The organism is Paenibacillus sp. 1001270B_150601_E10 (assembly GCF_015558675.1).
In the GTDB taxonomy this organism is placed as follows: domain Bacteria; phylum Bacillota; class Bacilli; order Paenibacillales; family Paenibacillaceae; genus Paenibacillus_B.
The window spans coordinates 666,696-684,110 of record NZ_JADMOL010000002.1; the positions used below are offsets into that span (position 1 = coordinate 666,696).

The window sequence follows — 17,415 nt, forward strand, 5'->3', positions numbered from 1 at the left end:
ATGTCCAGATGGTGAGATTGCGAATGCAAGATAGAGTAACCGCTAAGGATGGGCGATGAGGTTGTACATGAAAGAATACTAGAGGTGAATGAATAAGTATGTTCCTGAAACGGTTGGAACTTGCCGGTTTTAAGTCGTTCGCGGATCGGACGGAGTTGGAGTTTGTTCATGGTATTACAGGTGTGGTTGGTCCGAATGGCAGCGGCAAAAGTAATATATCGGACTCCATCCGTTGGGTGCTCGGTGAACAGAGCGCAAAGTCTCTGCGCGGCGGCAAGATGGAGGATATCATCTTCGCAGGAAGTGATGCTCGCAAGGCGGTTAACTTCGGCGAAGTATCGTTGACATTAGACAATAGTGATGAGTCGCTCCCGCTTGATTTCAATGAGGTAACCGTGACAAGACGGGTGCATCGAAGCGGGGATAGCGAATATTTTATTAATAAGCAGTCCTGCAGGCTCCGTGATATTACAGAATTGTTCATGGATACAGGGATTGGCAAGGAAGCCTATTCGATCATTGGACAAGGCCGCATTGAGGAGATCTTGAGTACACGCTCTGAGGATCGACGCGGGATCTTTGAAGAAGCATCGGGAATTGTTAAGTACAAATCTCGTAAGCGCGATGCGACGAAGAAGCTTGACGATACGGAGAATAACCTGATTCGGATTCATGATCTGATTACAGAGCTTGAAGATCAGATCAATCCTTTGAAGGAGCAATCCGAGAAAGCCCGTCATTACAAGCAGCTTCGCGAATGGCTTCGCAATAAAGAAATTGCTGTGTATGTTCATCAGATTGAACAGCTACATCATAATTGGCAGGAAGCGAATCAGAAGCTTGCTGGGTTGAAGGAAAAGGAATTGTCCTTGTCCACAGTCGTCAGCGAGCATGATGCGAAGCTTGAAGTGCATCGCATCGCACTCCGTAAGATTGAGGAGGACATTGAGAAGCTGCAGGCGACGCTTCTTCACTATAGTGAGGAGTATGAGAAGTGCGAGGGTCAAGGTGAGGTGCTCCGTGAGCGCAAGCGCAATTTGACCTCGAATGAGCAGCAGCTGAAAGTTACTATTGCTCAGACCTCTGAGCGTCTACACTTGAAGCAAGCGGAGCTGCATAGCGTTCGGGACAAGCGTCTCGCTGTTGAAGTTGAGCTGAATGAAGTGCAAGGCTTGATCCAAGCCGAGCAAGAGCGTCTTGTAGGTGTTGCCGGAGGCGCAACTTCCGATGCGGAAGAGTCCTTGAAAGGTCAATTGCTGGAAGTGCTGAACCAGATGGCTCAGCAGCGCAATGACATTCGTTATTATGAGCAGCAGCGTGAAGCGCTTCAGAAGCGGCTCGATAAAATGGCAGCTGCTAGACAGAAGCGTGAGCAGGAGCAGCAGGATTTACGCAAGAAGATGGCGGATACGAATCGTCGAATGGAAACCCTATCAGACGACCTCAATTATATCCGCAATCGATATGCCAAAGAAGGCGAGCAGCTGAAGCAGGATGAGAAGCTGCTTGAGGAAGGTCAACAGGCTATTCGCAAGTGGCAGCAGCGCTACGATTCCTTAATCTCGAGAAGAGATACGATGAAGGAGCTGCAGGATGACCTCGATGGCTTTATGCTAGGCGTCAAAGAAGTGCTGAAAGCCTCTAGACGCAGCCACGGCTTAGCTGGCGTTCATGGCGCTGTAGCAGAGCTGATTACGGTTCCAGAGTATCTGGAGACCGCAATTGAGACCGCGTTGGGACCATCTCTCCAGCATGTCGTTATGGAGAATGAAGCGGTTTCTCGTCAAGCGATTGCCTTTCTAAAGCAAAGACAGCTTGGCCGCGCTACCTTCCTGCCGCTCGATGTCATTCGCAGTCGTACGATGCATGACTCCGATCGACGCACGATCGAGGGAATGGAAGGGTATGTAGGCATTGGGGCTGATCTTGTTGAGACCCAAGCCACCTACAAGCAGATTGTGGGCAGCCTGCTTGGCAATGTCATCATCGCCGAGAAGCTTGAGGATGCAAACCGGATTGCAGCAAAGTTGAACTATCGCTACCGCGTCGTTACGCGTGAGGGCGATGTCGTAAATGCAGGCGGTTCCATGACAGGCGGCAGCTTGAACAAGAAGAGCGCGAACCTGCTTGGGCGAAAACGCCAGTTAGAACAGCTTGAACACGATATCAAGGAAGTGGAGCAGCAGCTGTATAAGCTGACGGATTCCATTGCTGAATTGAAGCAGCGCTGTTCAACAGGCGTGAAACGCCTTGATGATTTGCGCGAGCAAGGGGAGAGCAAACGTCTTACGCAGCAGCAGCTTGCTTCCGAACTAGCACAGCTGGAAAAGGAAGTCAGCCAGCTTGAGCAGGCTGTGGAGCTTGAGAATCAGGAACTGTCAATTGCGAATGAGGAGATGAAGACGCTCGATGCGGGCCGATTAACGGCTGAACATCGCCTCTCTGAGCTTAAAGTAGAGGAAGACAAGCTCCAGGTTGCCATTCAGCATGCGGAATCGAAGCGTAAAGCGAACGAATCTGCGAAGGAAGAGCTTCAATCCCAGCTCACTGACATGAAAGTGCGGCACGGGAAGCTTGACCAAGAGCTGTTCTCCTTGAATGAACAGCAAAAACGTGCAGAGCAGGATTCCAAAAACTATGAGCAGGAATACTCGCATCAAACCCAGTCGCTTATTCAGGTGCAAATTGACTTGGAGACGGTGGAGCGGGAGCTTTTGAAGCAGGTAGAGGATCTCAATCACTTCGGTGCGAAGAAGCAGGAAGCGTCTCAAAGCATGGAGTTCAAGCGTGCTGAACGACTTCAGTTCCAGCAAACACTTGAACTAGCTGAAAGTGATACGAAAGAGCAGCGTACAGAACTAAAGCAAGTGGAAGAAGCGATGCGCCATACGGAGATTCAGTCGAATCGACTGGATGTAGAGCTCGATAATCTTCTGCGAAAGCTGGCAGAAGATTATGAGATTAGCTTTGAGCAGGCGAAGCAGCGCTATGCGCTTCCTGAAGATATTCAGGCAGCGGAGCTCGAAGTACGCAACTTGAAGCGCCAAATCTCTGCCCTCGGCGATGTCAATCTTGGTGCGATCGAGGAATATGAGCGGGTAAACGAACGTTATCAGTATTTAAGCGAACAAAAGAATGACCTGATTGAGGCGAAAACAACCTTGTATGAAGTCATTAAAGAAATGGATGACGAGATGTCCAAACGCTTTAATACGACCTTTGAAGCGATACGCAAGCAATTTGTCGTCGTATTTGCAAAGCTGTTTGGCGGAGGGCGTGCCGATCTTGTCATGGCTGATCCTGATCGGGTGCTGGAGACGGGAATTGATATTGTCGCTCAGCCACCAGGAAAGAAGCTGCAGAATCTACAGCTTCTTTCAGGCGGAGAACGTGCATTAACGGCGATGGCTTTGCTTTTTGCTATTCTGCACGTGAAGCCTGTTCCATTCTGTGTGCTTGATGAGGTTGAAGCAGCCTTGGACGAAGCGAATGTCACACGCTTCGCGCAATATTTGCGCGAATTCTCTGAAGAGACGCAGTTTATTGTCGTCACTCACCGTAAAGGGACGATGGAAGAAGCAGATGTGCTGTATGGCGTAACCATGGAAGAAGGCGGGGTATCGAAGCTCGTATCCGTCAAACTGGAAGATGATGAAGCGATCATTGCGTAGAACGGGGGAAAACCATGAGCTTTTTTAAAAAATTAAAAGAGAGCATTGCAACGAAAACCGAATCGGTAACTTCCAAGTTTAAGGAAGGACTAGAGAAGACAAGAAAAGGCTTCGTAGAAAAGGTTACGGACCTCATTACGCGCCATAAAAAGATCGACGAGGAATTCTATGAGGAATTAGAAGAGATCTTGATTGGTGCGGACGTTGGCGTCAACACGGTGATGAAGCTGATTGATGAACTTCGTGAAGAAGTCCGTAAGCGTCGGATCGAAGATGCAGCTGATCTGCAGCCTGTATTGTCGGAGAAGCTGATTGACCTTCTGCGTGGGGACGAAAATAACGATATTCGACTGAATCCAAGCGGATTGACAGTGATTCTATTCGTTGGCGTTAACGGCGTAGGAAAGACGACGACTATCGGCAAACTTGCACACCGTTACAAGCAGCAGGGCAAAAAAGTACTGATGGCAGCAGGAGATACGTTCCGTGCAGGAGCCATTGAACAACTCGAAGTATGGGGAGAACGCGTTGGTGTTGATGTGATCAAGCATCAGGCTGGTTCTGACCCAGCGGCTGTTATGTTTGATGCGGTGCAGGCAGCGAAGCAGCGCGATGTGGATATTTTGCTGTGTGATACAGCGGGACGACTGCAAAATAAAACGAATTTGATGGAAGAATTGAATAAAATCTTCCGCGTTATTCAACGCGAGGTGCCGGATGCTCCTCATGAGGTGCTGATGGTGCTTGATGCGACCACCGGTCAAAATGCGCTTTCTCAGGCGAAGCTCTTCGGCGAGAAGAGCGGTGTTACAGGTCTTGTCCTTACAAAGCTTGATGGTACAGCAAAAGGCGGTATTGTCATCGCGATTCGTCAAGAGCTGAATCTTCCTGTGAAGTTTGTCGGTCTCGGGGAGAAGATGGACGACCTTCAACAATTCGACTCTGAGCAATTTGTACATGCCCTGTTTGCAGGTCTGATTCAGGACCAGGATAAAGAACAGCAGCAGGCTGAAGCATAAAGAAGAGTCTATACAAGTAGAGCGTCAAAAGGCGCATTCTTATCCTTTTGATCTCAACAACGTTCAACTTTGAATCATAAAAGGACCTCATTCCAACGTGACGTGCACTTATAGAATGACAGTAGAGTAACTATCGGGTTATTCCATGTCTATCTAATGGGCGCACCTCATTTTCTGTCGGAATAGAGGTCCTTTTGCGTATAGAAGGTTTCACCTTATGCTTGATGTGTAAGCTTTTGACCAACTTCGCTTTTAACCATTCAACTTCCTATTGTTGATCACTTGGGTAGGTCTTCTTCAAAAAACGAATCGACTGGGCGATAAGCTCCTTTAGCACCTCGACATCAATATCGTCTACTTTGTTGATATAGACACAAGCTTTCCCGGCAGTATGTTTGCCAAGACTGGCAAGGAGATGATCCCGCTCGCTATCTCCTGTGGCAAAGTATAGGCTTATTTTTGCTTTTCGAGGGGAAAAACCAGCTAAAAAAGCTTCGCCAGAATGTCCGGATGGGTATGTATAGTGATAAGAACCAAATCCAATCATCGTGGTTCCCCACATTTTAGGCTCGTAGCCAGAAGCCTCTGCAAAAATATCGAGTAATCGATAAGCATCTGCTTTCTTTCGCTCGCTTTCGATATTTTCAATAAATTCTAGAACACTTGCATCGGTTTCCTTCGTTTTTAATTCATACATAAGATCCATTCTCCTTTATAAGATGAGTGCATGACTGTCGGATCAAGTCTATTCACTATCAGCTTGCGCATAATGCCTTTAATCTAATCAAACCTTCTCATGTTGATAAAGTCAACGTTACTCCCCACCGCATTATTTTAACCAGAAAACTATGAGAAAGGAGGAGACTCACCGATGCTGATTCGTGGAGCTTGCACCTTTAACCATATTCCTAATGCCGAAGAGAGCAAGCACATCAACCCTCCAAGAATATAAACCATCTGGGCTCCCCACATATCCGCTACACCAGCAGAGAATAGGATGGATAGTCCGAACAAAATCGTGGATAGCGATTGCTGTGCGGCGAAGAGATCAGGCTGCTCGGAGAGCGGTACCAACTGCTGCAAATAAGTACGCTGTGAAATGTCGCGAAGCTGATAGAACGGTCCCATGAACAGCACAAGCGCTAGTGCGACATAGGGGTTATCATTCCATGCGTACAGCAGAACGAGCAATCCGAAGCAGAATGATCCAACAATAATCGATCCTAGGAGGTTACGCTCCATCTTTTTAGAAAGCGGCAGGAGCAGCATTCCCCCCAACAAGGTTCCAATATAAAAAGCCGCATTAATGTATCCCCACCATGCTTCGGTTTGATGCAGGACCTCCTTTACAAAGACAAGCGTTACGGCTCCAATCCATATGCCGCCTGCAATGCCTTCGATGATGTCCATGATCGTGATGATTCGAACACGCGGGTTCTTAAACAAAGTGGAATAGCTGCTCCACCATTTATTTTCTTTATTCGAATTCGATGTGGCAGCATGCTCGATCGTTTGGGAACGAATGCGCAATTGCAAAAGGCTGCTGGCAAGCAATAAAGCGACGCAAAGATACAAGACATGGATCTGGCCCAACTGAGCGATCAAGATGCCTCCAATCGACCAACCGAGCAGGGAAACCATTTGAGAGCCTGTGTTAATCAGGTTGTTGGATCGTAACCATTGCTCTTGAGGCACTATTCTTGGGTACATGGCGCTGGAAGCCGAAGTGGCACATCCACTCACAAAGCCTATAATCGCTGAGCAGATCATCGCCACGATCATTAACCAGACCGGCTTATCATAGACGAGGAGGGTCAGTATCGAAAAGATCAAGCTTAAGATGAAATGCCAATGCTGAAAGGTAAGGGCGACTTGTTGCAAGGGCATTCGTCGATACAAATAAGGTAGGCTCATGCCGCTGACTAAGATTGCTAGTGTTCGGATGAAAGTCACCGCACCAGCCATAAGCGTCGACTCCGTTGCATGATAGAGAAGGGCAATCCAGGTCATCAGCCACAGCGATGTCGCTAATCCTGCCATAGAACGCCCCGTCCATAGGGCATAGAACGTTCGATTCAAGATGTCCATCCTTTCTTTTTACAACCTACTTTTTAAACAAAACGGTTTATTAAATATACGCACCTTTCCTTCTTCTGTCAATTCATAAATGGAAGGTCTTCTGCCATTCGCCAAGTATGAATCATCTGCATATACTGGTATTCCAATTAGGCTGGGCAGGAGCGGAGGGCAGGAGGATGAACATGGATCAACGGGAATGGCGGGAAGAAAAAGCAAATACGTGGTCACACGCGGTGGGGCTGGCTTGCAGCATTGTGGGAAGTTTATTTCTCTTGCTAAAGGTATCAGGAGCTATTGATTGGAAAACATGGCTCGGTGTGTTCTCCTATGCAGGATCCTTGGTGCTTATGTTTACGACCTCAACGTTAATGCACGCACTTCCGAGCGGGGAGAAGAAGGAGCGTTATATAAAGTATGATCACATGGCGATATACATTTGCATTGCAGGGACGTATACTCCATTTCTGCTGCTGAATATGAATACAGCGAACAGCTTGGTTCTCCTTCTTGCGATATGGATCGCTGCGTGTATTGGCGTCGTATGGAAGTATTACTACACAGGACGTTATGTAATATTGTCAACATGCATCTATCTGTTCTTGGGCTGGAGCGCAGTCTTCGTCTGGGAACCGCTGCAAGACTCCCTCACAGGTGCGGGATTAGGCTGGTTGCTTGCCGGAGGGGCGGCCTATAGCATCGGGACGATCTTCTTTCTCTGGAAAAAAATCATGTACCATCATGCCATCTGGCATGTATTTGTCATGTTAGGTGCTGCTTGTCACTATGTGTGTATATGGAACTATGTGTTCATCTAGTTCAGATGAAGTCCAGATCAAGAAGGTCTCGTATTAATCTGACGATTGATCTTAAGTCTTTGGATCTTAAGTCTATGGATCTTAAGTCTATGGATCGTATTAGGCTAAAGTTATTATATCGCCTTTTTACCGGCTAAATAGATGGTGCGCAGCTCCTTGACTTGTTGATGAGACACACGGCCATCTAAGCCTCGAAATAAACTCTTTTCCAGTAATGCCTGCTTCTTCTCCGGATACAGAATCATCTCATTCAGCTGCGAAATGAGCGCCTGCAGCCGTTCCACTTTCTCGATTAACAGCTCACGGTGCTTGACCAACGCTTCGGATTCATTGAACGTACCGTGCTCGATGAGCTCCTTTATTGTAGAAAGCGGCAATTCCAGCTCCCTCATAAGGAGAATATGCTGAAGCAGAGTAAGCTGCTCTTGCTCGTAGTACCGGTATCCGTTATCTCCATAGTAGGCAGGCTTGAGCAGCCCGATCTGATCGTAATAGCGCAAGGTGCGGATGCTGATCCCGGACTGTGATGCTACTTCATTAACGGTATATGCCATAGTCGACCCTCCTTTTCTAGTTCTAGGATAAGGGATGACGCGGGGAGAGAGTCAAGCGCTCCTCTCGTTTTTTGACGAATGATCGAAAAAAATACATTATCGCTCATGTTTCGACAAAGCTTTAGGTCGCAATACCTATTGGGAAAAGATAGCGCTTTCACTATACTGGAATTGTAGTTGATTTTGTATTCATTAGGAGGCGAATGAATGAATCGGAACTTCCCGTTATCGCAAAAGTTTTTGCTCAAAACTTTAAGCGCTATGCTTGGTGCAACAATGCTAACTGCTTCACCAATTGCATCGTTGTCAACGGTGCAAGCGGCAAGCAGTTCGACCCAAGCCGAGGTACAAGCATGGCAGACGAACAAGGCCTATTCTGCTGGGGATATCGTATCTTATGAAGGGAAGATCTATGAAGCGAAGTGGTGGTCCTACAACAGCAGGCCTGACGCCAAAGTAACGAATGAATGGGATACGCCATGGAAGCTCATTGGCGACAGCACAAAGGACACAACACCACCGTCTGCTCCAACTCAACTCATCTCAACCGAACAATCCACCTCTTCGATCACACTCACCTGGACAGCATCGACAGATAATGTAGGAGTCTCCCATTATGATGTATACCGTGATGGCAAGAAAGTAGGCAGTACTATAGCTAAAATCTTTACAGACTATGAATTGGAAGCGGATACAATCCATCAATATGTGATCCAAGCTGTTGATACATCCGGCAATCAGACCGGCAGCGCGGTTCTGCATGCATCTACCAAAGCGGTTCCTGGTCAGGACTTAGGTGTGGGCGAAAGCAGAGTCCTTTCTGATGCTCAGATTGCACAGCTGTGGAACGGCATCAATCCAGCCTTCCTCCCGGACGCTGCTGCTGCTGCGATTCAAACCGCACTGCCAAAGGCTGAATATGAAACGACCTTCCCTTTGCGATACGGTACAGCAGAGTGGGAAGCGATAGCGAAGGGCAAATACTACTATAAGCCGAATCAATCCGATTATTATTCTTACGACAATCTCGTCTCAGCAGTGAGAGAGATGGCAAATATCAAGTACAAAGAGATTATTCGTCAAGGCAACTCCAATGTGAAACAGATCTATCGCCTGGATAAGAAGACAAAGACAGAGACGCTGTTGTATCAAGCGCCTGACTTCAATGATCCGAATATGGCAAGCTTGCCGAAAATGACCCGCATCGTTGATTTTGGCACCTTCTTAAGTGAAGGCTCAAGCAATGATCGTAAGCGTGAGCTTGCAGGCTTCCTGGCCAATATTGCGCATGAGACAGGCGGAGGTTGGGCGACAGCCCCAGGCGGCGAACTTCGTTGGGCCTTGTTCTTCAATGAAGAGCTGAACTATGTGAATACGAACAACATCGGTTATGTCGATGAAGACAACCTATTCTGGAAGCCGGTCCCGGGCAAATCTTATCATGGACGCGGTCCGATTCAGTTAAGCTGGAATTACAATTATGGACTTATTAGTTCAATTGTTTACAGTGACCCTGCCATCCTTCTTCAAGATCCAGACAAAATTACCGCAGACGGCAAGCTCGGTTTTATTACCGCATTGCTGTTCTGGATGACGCCGCAAGATCCGAAGCCATCGAACCATGCCATTATGACAGGTCAATGGGTTCCTACTGCCGAGGAGCTTGCAAAAGGCCTTCTGCCAGGGTTTGGCGCAACGATTATGGTCATTAATGGCGGGCAGGAAGGAAACATGGCCGAGGATGTGCATCCTGTGAAGCGCCGTGTAGCCCATTATCGTGACTTGACGACTCGCATGGGGGCAGATATTACAGGAGAAAAGCTGGATACGGCAGGCATGCAGCCGTTTTAATTGAAACGCGAAGTGAAGTACTATCGTACAGTTTGGCTTAAATGCGCCAATATTCATACTACCGGGATTATTTATCCCTAATCATACCTATATAGGAGGACTGTATTATGTACTTAAAATGTCCTTTTTCCCGATCATTTATTCTTCGCAGTTTAAGCGCGGTACTTGGTGTAACGGTTCTGCTATCAAGCAGCCCGATAGCTATGGCGGCCGGAGAGCCGGCACTAAGCGTACAGAGTGCTGCAACCCAGTCTACTGCCCCTGCGTGGCAAGCTTCCCAAGTTTATGTTAGCGGGGATATTGTATCTCATGAAGGGAAGCTGTTTAAAGCCAAATGGTGGACGCAAGGAGATAATCCTAACGGAGCGCTGAGCAGCGCTGACTCTCCATGGCAGCATATCGGTTCCGATACAGGCGGAGTGACTGACACCACGCCTCCAAGCACGCCTTCTGGCCTTGCCTCAACAGCTCAGGCTTCCTCATCAATCACTCTAACTTGGAATGCAGCAACAGACAATGTGGGCGTGACCCAATATGATATTTATCGAAACAATGTGAAAGTTGGCTTCTCTGCGACGGCTTCTTTCACGGATAATGGTTTGCAGGCCGATACCACTTACACCTATGCGATCATGGCTTTAGATGCTGCTGGTAATGCTTCTACTTTAAGCGCTCCACTTTCCGTCAAGACGGCAGTAAACAATGGAAGCGGGGGACCTTTCCTTCAAGTAGGGCAGAGCCGTGTCATTACTGATGCTCAGATTCAGGCAACTTGGGGAGGCATTGATCCGAACTATCTTCCGTCTCAAGCGGAAGCAGCAGTGACGGCAGCGCTCCCAAAAGCAGACTATGAAGCATTATTCCCGCTTCGCATAGGATCAAGCGAATGGCATACTGTAGCAGCGGGCAAGCCTTATTACAAGCCAAACCAAGTTGACTACTACTCGTATGACAACTTGATCTCTGCTGTTCGGGATACCGCTAATATCAAGTATAAAGAGGTATACCGTGGAGGAAGCACGTGGACGAAGCAAATATGGCGTCTCGACAAAACAGCTAAGACCGAAACGCTATTGTATGAAGAGCCAGAGTTTAATGCGGAATGGAATCTGAATAAGCCTACGACATCGCGTATTGTGGATTTTGGTACCTTCCTTAAAGAAGGTAGTGAAACAAACAAGAAGCGTGAACTGGCAGCTTTCTTGGCCAACATCGCACATGAAACAGGCGGAGGCTGGGAAACAGCGCCAGGCGGCCCATTGCGCTGGGGGTTGTTCTTTAATGAAGAAGTATCTTATATCAATAGCCCGAACATTGGTTATGTGCAAGCCAACAGCGATTATCCTGCCGTAGCCGGCAAATCGTATCATGGCCGGGGACCGATTCAACTAAGCTGGAACTACAATTATGGACTCATTGGTTCTATTATTTTCGGTGATAAAAATGTATTGCTGCAAAATCCAGAAAAAATCACACAAGACGGAAAACTTGGTTTTATGACAGCTATATTGTTCTGGATGACTCCGCAAGATCCGAAACCGTCCTGCCATGATATTATGGTGGGCAACTATGTACCAACTTCTGCGCAATTAGCCAAAGGGCTTGTACCAGGGTTTGGAGCAACCATCATGGTGATTAACGGCGCGTTCGAAGGCAACAAGGACGAAAGCGATATCCGTGTTGGCCGCCGTGTCGGTCATTACCTTGACATTACCGGCCGTGCTGGTGTGAATGTTGAAGGGGAAAAGCTGAATACGCTAGGCATGCAGCCATTTTAATTAGAACACAAGATTCCCAGGGAAATGAAAGTCCTGGGAATCTTTTTTATATGATATTTTGCATCAGACAATAATGTTAAGGTAAAGTGCTTGACATTGTAGATTGAATCGGATATGATAATTGAGGTTGATGGGCTGTAAAGTGTTTTTCCTTGACGAAAGGAGTGGCCCGTTATGAATGATGAACAACTTCTTCAGAAGACCAATCGCATTAACATGCTGTTTGATTTCTATGAGCCGTTGCTCACAGAAAAGCAGCAGACATTTCTTAAGTGCTACTTTCAGGATGATTTCACATTAGGTGAGATCGCACAGGAATTCGGCATAAGCCGTCAGGCCGTGTATGAGCATATTAAGCGGGCGGAGCAGACGCTTGAATCGTATGAGAGCAAGCTAGCGCTGCTTCAGAAGTTTGAAACGCGCACGAAGCTGATGAGTCAGATTGAGCATGCGATAACACATACGCTTAACATACCCGACCCGCAGCGCGCGGAACTGCAGGAGATTATCCGTGAACTGCAGGCGTTGGAATAAGGGAACGGGGTGAATCCATATGGCATTTGAAGGATTGACAAGCCGACTGCAGAATGTATTTGGCAAATTGCGCGGCAAAGGTAAGGTAAGTGAAGATGATGTCAACGAAGCGATGCGAGAAGTTCGACTTGCCCTTCTAGAGGCAGATGTTAACTTCAAGGTCGTAAAGGATTTCATCAGTAAAGTAAAAGAGAAGGCTGTTGGCATTGAAGTAATGAAGAGCTTCACGCCAGGGATGGTCATTATTGATATCGTCAACAAGGAACTAACAGAGTTGATGGGCGGCGAGACGGCAAAGCTTGAAAAAGCGAACAAGCCTCCAACCGTAATCATGATGGCTGGTCTTCAAGGTGCAGGTAAGACGACGACTTCTGGTAAGCTTGCAAAGCTACTTCAAAAGCAAAACCATAAGCCGCTCCTTGTTGCTGCCGATATTTATCGCCCAGCAGCGATCAAGCAGCTTCAGGTGCTTGGAAGTCAGATTAATGTCCCTGTATTTGCATTAGGTGATCAAGTAAGCCCAGTGGAGATTGCGAAGCAGGCGCTTGAGCATGCGCGCGAGAATCATTTGGATTATGTGATTATTGATACCGCAGGCCGTCTTCATATTGATGAAGCCCTGATGGATGAGCTCAAGCAGGTTCATGCTGCTGTGAATCCAACAGAAGTGCTTCTCGTTGTCGATGCTATGACAGGTCAAGATGCGGTTAACGTGGCAGACAGCTTTAATCAGCAGCTAGCGCTGACCGGGGTTGTCCTCACCAAGCTTGATGGGGATACTCGCGGCGGTGCCGCACTCTCGGTTAAGGCCGTAACAGGCTGCCCGATTAAGTTTGCTGCAACAGGTGAGAAGATCGATTCTCTCGAACCGTTCCACCCGGAACGGATGGCATCTCGAATTCTCGGCATGGGCGACATGCTCTCCTTGATTGAGAAGGCACAGGCTGGCATTGATGCTGATAAAGCAAAGGAAATGGAGATGAAGATGCGCAACGCATCCTTTACCTTCGATGATTTCCTTGAGCAGATGCAGCAGGTGAAGAAGCTTGGACCGATCGATCAGATCCTGGATATGATTCCAGGCATGAATAAGGTGAAGCAGACGCAGAACCTTAAAGTGGATGAGCGTCAGATGGGCCGAATCGAGGCTATCGTTCGTTCGATGACGAATGAAGAGCGTCAAGATCCGGACCTTATCAATCACAGCCGTAGAAAGCGGATTGCCGCAGGAAGCGGTACCCAGTTGTCTGATGTCAATCGTCTCATCAAGCAGTTCGACGAGATGAGAAGAGTAATGAAGCAGTTCTCTGACATGATGGGCCCTAAGGGACCAAAGATGATGAAGTCGATGAAGAGCAGAGCAGGCAAAGGGAACAGATACCCATTCCGCTAATGCTTGATATAGAATTCTCTTAAGGAGGTGAAAGTCGTGGCAGTACGTATTCGTTTGAAACGTATGGGTGCTCATAAAGCTCCATTCTATCGTGTGGTTGTATCGGATTCCCGTTCCCCGCGTGACGGTCGTTTTATCGAGGAAATCGGTTACTATAACCCAGTAGCTCAACCTGCAGTAGTCAACATCGACGAAGAAAAAGCGTTGAAATGGCTGCAAACAGGAGCTCAAGCTTCTGACACTGTTCGTAACTTGCTTAGCCAAGCGGGTGTTATGAAGAAGTTCCATGAATCCAAATTCCAGAAATAATGAATCATCGGAGGGTGAAAGATGGAAAAGTTAGTGTCAGTCATTGCACAGGCTTTGGTCGATCATCCGAATGAGGTCCGTGTGACCACTGTAGAGAAGGAACATGTGGTCGTCTATGAGCTGCATGTTCATCCTGATGATGTCGGTAAAGTGATCGGCAAGCAGGGACGCATTGCAAAGGCGCTTCGTACGGTTGTCACATCGGCAGCCGTGAAGGTTCCTAAACGAGTTGCTGTGGACATTATTTCTTAATAAGTCGAATCGGGGTTAGGATCATATCCTAACCCTTTTTCGTATAATCAGATCTTTTCAAGCTACACTAGTCCCAAGAGGTTTTTGAAGCAATCGGTAGTCAGGAGGGAGTACAAAGGATGGCTAATGCGGAATCCTTATTTACAGTTGGAATCATGGTCAACACTCAAGGTATTCGGGGTGAGGTGAAGATTGTTCCGCATACGGATTTTGCGGAGGAACGCTTTGCGCCAAAGAGCAAGCTTATATTGGTCCATGAAGCAACAAATCAGCAGGTGCCGGTGACCGTTGAGCGTTCACGTTTACATAAAAACATGTATGTCGTGAAGTTTAAGGAATTCGATAACATTAATGAAGTCGAGAAGTATAAAAGCTGGCTGATTAAGATCTCCGCTGAAGAGCGGGAGGAGCTTGAAGAGGGCGAATATTATTACAGCGATATTATCGGCTGTATGGTCGTCACGGAAGATGGCGAGGAGCTTGGTCCAATCAAGGAGATTCTTGCCCCTGGCGCAAACCATGTATGGGTAGTGAAGCTGCCAAAAGGCAAAGAGCTGCTTCTGCCAGTAATTGATCCTGTGATCCTTGATGTAAATGTGGAGGAGAAGAGAGTGACGGTTCACCTTATGGAGGGGCTAATGGAATGAGGATTGATGTCCTTACGCTATTTCCGGAAATGTGTGAAGGTGTATTCTCCTCAAGCATTATGGGACGGGCTCGCGACAAAGGAATCGTGGAGCTGAATGCGCTCAATTTCCGTCAATATTCTACGAATAAGCATGCTACAGTAGATGACTATCCATACGGTGGAGGCGGCGGAATGGTGTTAAAGCCGGAGCCAATCTTTGCAGCGGTGGAACATGTCGTCGAAGAAGCGAAGCTTCAAGGGAAAAAGACGACACCAGAAGATACTGAATCGGTACCCCTACGGAAGCCAAGGGTTATTCTCATGTGCCCTCAAGGCGAAACCTTCACGCAGAAGAAGGCAGAGGAGCTTGCTAAGGAAGATCATTTGATCTTTATATGCGGGCATTATGAAGGCTACGATGAACGTATTCGCGAGTACTTGGTGACAGATGAACTGTCAATCGGAGATTATGTGCTTACAGGAGGAGAACTTCCCGCAATGACGATTGCGGATGCGGTCGTTCGCCTCTTGCCAGGTGTGCTTGGCAATGAGACGTCAGCGGTAACGGACTCCTTCAGCACAGGATTGTTAGAGTATCCTCACTATACAAGACCCGTGGATTTTAGAGGATGGTCGGTGCCTGATGTGCTGATGTCAGGTCATCATGCCAACATAGAGGCTTGGAGAAGGGAACAATCGCTCAAGCGGACGCTGGAGCGCAGACCCGATCTATTATCCAATATCGAGCTTTCCAAGCAGGATCAAGCTGTTCTGAAGCGACTAGCCGAAGAACTTACCAATAAACAGAATGAAGAGAAACGAACCCCCTGATGGAAAAACCAAGTCTTATCGCCCCTTTACGCCTAATGTAGACGAGTGGGAGATGGATAAGACTTGGATGGGGGATATTTTTATTTCATTATGCTTTTGCAGAATCCTCAGCAAGCTCAAATTCAATGATGGTATCGATATCACAAGGCAGCTCGGCGTGAGGGAAGTTTGCAAATAAATAGCCTTTAAAGGCTTCGCCATTCCATGGCGTTGAAATATTGATCTCAGACCCGTCCGCTAAGAGTCTTGCCTGCTTCACGCGTCCCTGCAAGCCTTCGAATGCAGTTGGACCAATTCCTCTCTCCAGTATATGCGCATACAGCTTATTGCCTCGCTGTGTGTAACGTCCCCATTCTGGCTTATCCAAGCTTGCTGCACCGCATCCATATACGCTTCGGCTGTTGCGCTTCATCCAAGCGCCAACATCGCGCAGAATCGCTTGTGAGGGCTCAGGAATCGCTCCACGTGCATCAGGCCCTACATTCAGCAGTAGATTTCCGTTTTTGCTTACACACTCCACGAGACCTCTTACGACCGTTTTCGTGGATTTGTAGTCGTGATCATGGGCATGATAGCCCCAATTCTGATTGAGTGTAATACAGGCCTCCCAAGGAACAGGTTGGCCAAGTTCATTCACGATGCCTTTTGGAGGCAGGATTTGCTCAGGTGATGCAAAGTCTCCTGCATAGCTCTCAGGCTCAGCGGCCAGTACATTCCCGCCTAATCGATTATCGATTAGAATCTGCGGCTGCAGCTGTCTAATCATTGAGACAAGCTCTGTCGCCTTCCATTTCTCTCCCTTCATGTCATCATAGGAAAAATCAAACCACAGCACATCGATTGCTCCATAGTTCGTCAACAGCTCTTTGACCTGTCCATGCATGTAGCTTATGTAACGATCAAATTGATGATCGGCGTCTTTGAACGCCTCATTGCCACGCATTGGGTGGATTCGATCATGATAAGCCGGATAATCAGAATGGTGCCAATCAATAATGGAGTAATACAGCCCAACCTTGAGTCCTTCAGCGCGAAATGCATCTACGTATTCCCGTATCAAGTCACGGTTGGCCTTTGTATGAGTGGCCTTGTAATCCGTCAACTCACTGTCGAACAGGCAGAACCCATCATGATGCTTTGCGGTCATAACGGCATACTTCATGCCCGCTTCTTTCGCAAGTTTTGCCCATTCCTTCGGGTTATAAAGATCAGGGTCGAAGTCATCGAAATAGGGCTGATAATCTTGAATGGACAGCTTCTCGCGATTGCGCACCCATTCGCCTCTCGCAGGAATGGCATATAGTCCCCAATGAATAAACATGCCAAAGCGATCATGATTAAACCATGCCAAACGATCTTGTTCGTGTACGTGTTGAGTCATCGTTTTCCCTCCTATGCAAGTCTGGAATTGATACTCATTATAGAAGGAAGAAGATATAATGAAGATAGTGAGAACTAATCCATTTTTGTACAATACTAAGATAGGATGGGGTTCGGTATGGGCAAGGAGGAACTGCTTCAGCATTATCTAGCACATATGCAGGTTGAAGTGCATGAGATGAATTATACGGAGTGTCCCCCTACATGGAGCGAGATCAACTTCGTTCCAGCGTTCAATCGCATGTATCTGATTGAAGAAGGCGAGGGGAAGATTGAGGTTAACGGAGTAAGCTATTATCCTAGAGCTTGCTACATAGTGCT

General features: G+C 47.5%; 15 protein-coding genes and 1 pseudogene. 12 read left to right on the plus strand and 4 right to left on the minus strand.

Annotated features, from left to right (window positions below):
• Nucleotides 1-98 precede the first annotated feature (98 nt).
• Complete coding sequence (smc, locus tag I2H74_RS07995; protein WP_195573080.1) at nucleotides 99-3,671, plus strand: chromosome segregation protein SMC; 3,573 nt, start codon at nucleotides 99-101, stop codon at nucleotides 3,669-3,671.
• Between the two features lie 14 nt (nucleotides 3,672-3,685).
• Nucleotides 3,686-4,690, plus strand: coding sequence for a signal recognition particle-docking protein FtsY (ftsY, locus tag I2H74_RS08000; RefSeq protein WP_195573082.1), 1,005 nt, complete (start codon nucleotides 3,686-3,688; stop codon nucleotides 4,688-4,690).
• Between the two features lie 268 nt (nucleotides 4,691-4,958).
• On the opposite strand, the gene I2H74_RS08005 is transcribed toward ftsY, so the two are convergent.
• Both I2H74_RS08005 and I2H74_RS08010 read right to left on the minus strand, forming a co-directional pair.
• On the minus strand, nucleotides 4,959-5,387 hold the full coding sequence (locus I2H74_RS08005; RefSeq protein WP_195573084.1) for a DUF1801 domain-containing protein: 429 nt from the start codon (nucleotides 5,385-5,387) through the stop codon (nucleotides 4,959-4,961).
• Nucleotides 5,388-5,536: 149 nt separating this feature from the next.
• Nucleotides 5,537-6,769, minus strand: a complete 1,233-nt coding sequence (locus I2H74_RS08010) for an MFS transporter (protein WP_195573086.1) — start codon at nucleotides 6,767-6,769, stop codon at nucleotides 5,537-5,539.
• Between the two features lie 182 nt (nucleotides 6,770-6,951).
• Between I2H74_RS08010 and trhA the strand changes: the two genes are divergently transcribed.
• Nucleotides 6,952-7,584 (plus strand): PAQR family membrane homeostasis protein TrhA, encoded by a 633-nt coding sequence (trhA, locus tag I2H74_RS08015; protein WP_195573088.1) that lies wholly within the window; start codon nucleotides 6,952-6,954, stop codon nucleotides 7,582-7,584.
• Nucleotides 7,585-7,697: 113 nt separating this feature from the next.
• On the opposite strand, the gene I2H74_RS08020 is transcribed toward trhA, so the two are convergent.
• Nucleotides 7,698-8,138 (minus strand): MerR family transcriptional regulator, encoded by a 441-nt coding sequence (locus I2H74_RS08020; protein WP_195573090.1) that lies wholly within the window; start codon nucleotides 8,136-8,138, stop codon nucleotides 7,698-7,700.
• A 207-nt stretch (nucleotides 8,139-8,345) separates the two neighbouring features.
• On the opposite strand from I2H74_RS08020, the gene I2H74_RS08025 reads away from it, so the two are divergent.
• The 8 genes from I2H74_RS08025 to trmD all read left to right on the plus strand — a co-directional run bounded on the left by I2H74_RS08025 (nucleotide 8,346) and on the right by trmD (nucleotide 15,714).
• Nucleotides 8,346-9,989 carry a glycoside hydrolase family 19 protein gene (locus I2H74_RS08025; RefSeq protein ID WP_195573092.1) on the plus strand — a complete coding sequence of 548 codons (1,644 nt, stop codon included), beginning with the start codon at nucleotides 8,346-8,348 and terminating at the stop codon, nucleotides 9,987-9,989.
• 107 nt (nucleotides 9,990-10,096) lie between these two features.
• A complete protein-coding gene (locus I2H74_RS08030) occupies nucleotides 10,097-11,767 on the plus strand; it encodes a glycoside hydrolase family 19 protein (RefSeq protein ID WP_195573094.1) in 1,671 nt (556 codons plus the stop codon).
• A 174-nt stretch (nucleotides 11,768-11,941) separates the two neighbouring features.
• A complete protein-coding gene (locus I2H74_RS08035; RefSeq protein ID WP_195573096.1) occupies nucleotides 11,942-12,301 on the plus strand; it encodes a putative DNA-binding protein in 360 nt (119 codons plus the stop codon).
• A 19-nt stretch (nucleotides 12,302-12,320) separates the two neighbouring features.
• Entirely contained in the window at nucleotides 12,321-13,694 is a 1,374-nt protein-coding gene (gene ffh / locus I2H74_RS08040) for a signal recognition particle protein (protein WP_195573097.1), read from the plus strand.
• A gap of 36 nt (nucleotides 13,695-13,730) precedes the next feature.
• Nucleotides 13,731-14,003, plus strand: a complete 273-nt coding sequence (gene rpsP, locus I2H74_RS08045) for a 30S ribosomal protein S16 (RefSeq protein WP_085492837.1) — start codon at nucleotides 13,731-13,733, stop codon at nucleotides 14,001-14,003.
• Between the two features lie 21 nt (nucleotides 14,004-14,024).
• Nucleotides 14,025-14,255, plus strand: a complete 231-nt coding sequence (locus I2H74_RS08050) for a KH domain-containing protein (protein ID WP_195573099.1) — start codon at nucleotides 14,025-14,027, stop codon at nucleotides 14,253-14,255.
• Nucleotides 14,256-14,374: 119 nt separating this feature from the next.
• Complete coding sequence (gene rimM / locus I2H74_RS08055; RefSeq protein WP_195573101.1) at nucleotides 14,375-14,902, plus strand: ribosome maturation factor RimM; 528 nt, start codon at nucleotides 14,375-14,377, stop codon at nucleotides 14,900-14,902.
• Nucleotides 14,899-15,714 carry a tRNA (guanosine(37)-N1)-methyltransferase TrmD gene (gene trmD, locus I2H74_RS08060; protein WP_195573103.1) on the plus strand — a complete coding sequence of 272 codons (816 nt, stop codon included), beginning with the start codon at nucleotides 14,899-14,901 and terminating at the stop codon, nucleotides 15,712-15,714. The genes rimM and trmD overlap by 4 nt, the downstream gene beginning before the upstream one ends.
• Nucleotides 15,715-15,802: 88 nt before the next feature.
• On the opposite strand, the gene I2H74_RS08065 is transcribed toward trmD, so the two are convergent.
• Entirely contained in the window at nucleotides 15,803-17,095 is a 1,293-nt protein-coding gene (locus tag I2H74_RS08065; protein WP_195573105.1) for an alpha-L-fucosidase, read from the minus strand.
• Between the two features lie 117 nt (nucleotides 17,096-17,212).
• Here I2H74_RS08065 and I2H74_RS08070 point away from each other — a divergent pair.
• A pseudogene (locus I2H74_RS08070) lies at nucleotides 17,213-17,415 on the plus strand (hypothetical protein); the annotation flags it as partial.

What these genes read in the sequence shown, in the direction of transcription:
- smc (WP_195573080.1), top strand. Translation starts at nt 99, where the DNA reads ATGTTCCTGAAACGGTTGGAACTTGCCGGTTTTAAGTCGTTCGCGGAT.
- ftsY (WP_195573082.1), top strand. Translation starts at nt 3,686, where the DNA reads ATGAGCTTTTTTAAAAAATTAAAAGAGAGCATTGCAACGAAAACCGAA.
- I2H74_RS08005 (WP_195573084.1), bottom strand. Translation starts at nt 5,387, where the DNA reads ATGTATGAATTAAAAACGAAGGAAACCGATGCAAGTGTTCTAGAATTT.
- trhA (WP_195573088.1), top strand. Translation starts at nt 6,952, where the DNA reads ATGGATCAACGGGAATGGCGGGAAGAAAAAGCAAATACGTGGTCACAC.
- I2H74_RS08020 (WP_195573090.1), bottom strand. Translation starts at nt 8,138, where the DNA reads ATGGCATATACCGTTAATGAAGTAGCATCACAGTCCGGGATCAGCATC.
- I2H74_RS08025 (WP_195573092.1), top strand. Translation starts at nt 8,346, where the DNA reads ATGAATCGGAACTTCCCGTTATCGCAAAAGTTTTTGCTCAAAACTTTA.
- I2H74_RS08030 (WP_195573094.1), top strand. Translation starts at nt 10,097, where the DNA reads ATGTACTTAAAATGTCCTTTTTCCCGATCATTTATTCTTCGCAGTTTA.
- I2H74_RS08035 (WP_195573096.1), top strand. Translation starts at nt 11,942, where the DNA reads ATGAATGATGAACAACTTCTTCAGAAGACCAATCGCATTAACATGCTG.
- ffh (WP_195573097.1), top strand. Translation starts at nt 12,321, where the DNA reads ATGGCATTTGAAGGATTGACAAGCCGACTGCAGAATGTATTTGGCAAA.
- I2H74_RS08050 (WP_195573099.1), top strand. Translation starts at nt 14,025, where the DNA reads ATGGAAAAGTTAGTGTCAGTCATTGCACAGGCTTTGGTCGATCATCCG.
- rimM (WP_195573101.1), top strand. Translation starts at nt 14,375, where the DNA reads ATGGCTAATGCGGAATCCTTATTTACAGTTGGAATCATGGTCAACACT.
- trmD (WP_195573103.1), top strand. Translation starts at nt 14,899, where the DNA reads ATGAGGATTGATGTCCTTACGCTATTTCCGGAAATGTGTGAAGGTGTA.
- I2H74_RS08065 (WP_195573105.1), bottom strand. Translation starts at nt 17,095, where the DNA reads ATGACTCAACACGTACACGAACAAGATCGTTTGGCATGGTTTAATCAT.